The organism is Neobacillus niacini (assembly GCF_036961885.1).
GTDB lineage: Bacteria > Bacillota > Bacilli > Bacillales > Cytobacillaceae > Neobacillus > Neobacillus niacini_H.
The window spans coordinates 45,702-47,477 of the sequence record NZ_JBALNQ010000064.1 but is presented as its reverse complement, the minus strand read 5'-3'; the positions used below and the strand labels follow the sequence as shown (position 1 = coordinate 47,477).

Annotated in this window: 2 protein-coding genes; both read right to left on the bottom strand. The window is 38.7% G+C overall.

What is annotated here, in order from left to right; all coding sequences use genetic code 11:
- The coding region (gene folP, locus V7124_RS22960; protein WP_335493775.1) for a dihydropteroate synthase at positions 1 to 586 on the bottom strand (586 nt) is incomplete at its 3' end.
- Positions 587 to 695: 109 nt separating this feature from the next.
- Complete coding sequence (gene cysK / locus V7124_RS22955) at positions 696 to 1,625, bottom strand: cysteine synthase A (protein WP_335493773.1); 930 nt, start codon at positions 1,623 to 1,625, stop codon at positions 696 to 698.
- Positions 1,626 to 1,776 lie beyond the last annotated feature (151 nt).

Here is a 1,776-nt window from a genome sequence, read left to right as displayed (position 1 = left end):
TAAAGTCTTTAGCAAAACCAATGCCGGGGTCTACTATTATCTGTTCATCCCGAACACCCGCTTGTTTGGCAATATGGATACTCTCATACAGGTCGTTTAACACGTCCCTTATGAAAAAAGAATAATCTCGATTATGACGGTTATGCATAAGGATAATCGGAACATTGTAATCAGCAGCAACAGCTGCCATGTTTTCATCTGCCTTTGCACCCCAAATATCGTTAATAATATGGGCACCTGCCTCAACTGCTTTTCGGGCAACTTTAGCTTTATATGTATCAATAGAAATAGGAACTTTCACGTGTTTTGAAATGGCTTCAATGACTGGGACAACACGTTCTATTTCTTCCTCTTCGGATATTACAGTATAATCTGGACGAGTAGATTCACCGCCTATATCAATAATATCAGCTCCATTTTCAACCATCTCTTGCGCCCGCTCAACTGCTATTTCTACATTATTGTATTTACCTCCATCCGAGAAGGAGTCCGGTGTAGCATTTAATATCCCCATAATGATGGTTTTTTTTTCGAAATCTAACATATAGGGACCACATTGTATTTTGTTATTTCCTGCTGTCTGCATACTTAAAACCACCTCATTTTATTTTACCTTCTATCATCATACAAGAAGAAGGTTTTTTAAAGCAAAAAAAGAAGTTTTAGCTTTACGCTAGAACCTCTTTTCAGTTAATTTATTGTTCTTCGTATTGGTAAAGCGCAGTACTTAAATAACGTTCACCATTATCTGGAATAATAGCAAGGACCTTTTTACCTTTTCCAAGCTTTTTGGCAACTTCTAATGCTGCATGAATAGCTGCGCCTGAGGAAATCCCGCCTAGGATTCCTTCCTCTTTTGCTGCACGACGAGAAGCAGCAAACGCTTCTTCAGCTTGAACTTGTAAAACTTCATCATATAGTTCAGTATTTAGAACGGCTGGGACAAAGCCAGCACCGATTCCTTGAATCTTATGTGGACCTGGTTTACCGCCTGATAATACAGGCGAATCCGTTGGTTCAACTGCATAAATTTTTATATTTGGGAACTTTTCACGAAGAACTTCACCAGCACCTGTGATCGTTCCGCCTGTACCAATACCTGATACAAAAGCATCTAGTTGATCCATTTGTTCAACAATTTCTTTACCAGTTGTTTTGCGATGAACTTCAGGGTTTGCTTCATTCTCGAACTGTTGTGGAACGAAGTAGCCATTTTCTTCAGCAAGTGCATTTGCTTTTGCGATTGCACCTTTCATTCCTTCAGGTCCAGGAGTAAGAACGAGTTCTGCTCCATATGCACGCAGCAAGTTTCGTCTTTCTAAGCTCATTGTTTCGGGCATAACAAAAATTGCCTTGTATCCTTTAGCTGCTGCGACCATTGCAAGACCGATTCCTGTATTTCCACTTGTAGGCTCAATAATCGTATCGACTCCAGGCTTAATTAAGCCCTTCTCTTCAGCTGCTTCAATCATCGCTAAAGCAATACGGTCTTTTACACTACTGCCAGGGTTAAAATATTCAAGCTTTAAATATACCTCTGCACTGTTTTCATCTACTAATCTGTTTAATTTAACAATAGGAGTTTGACCAACTAATTCTGTAACTGAATTTGCTACGCGTACCATTAGAGCACCTCTTCCTTTATTCCGAGTATTTTTATTGGTATTATAATGAATTTATCAGTTTTTACCTTGTTTTGTCAACTATTTTGCTAAGCAAAAACTCCTAATTTTAAAAAAAGACTGTGTTAAACTTGCCTGTTGATTTACGCTACAG

Coding starts and splice junctions, on each gene's coding strand:
- cysK (WP_335493773.1), bottom strand. CDS start 1,625: ATGGTACGCGTAGCAAATTCAGTTACAGAATTAGTTGGTCAAACTCCT.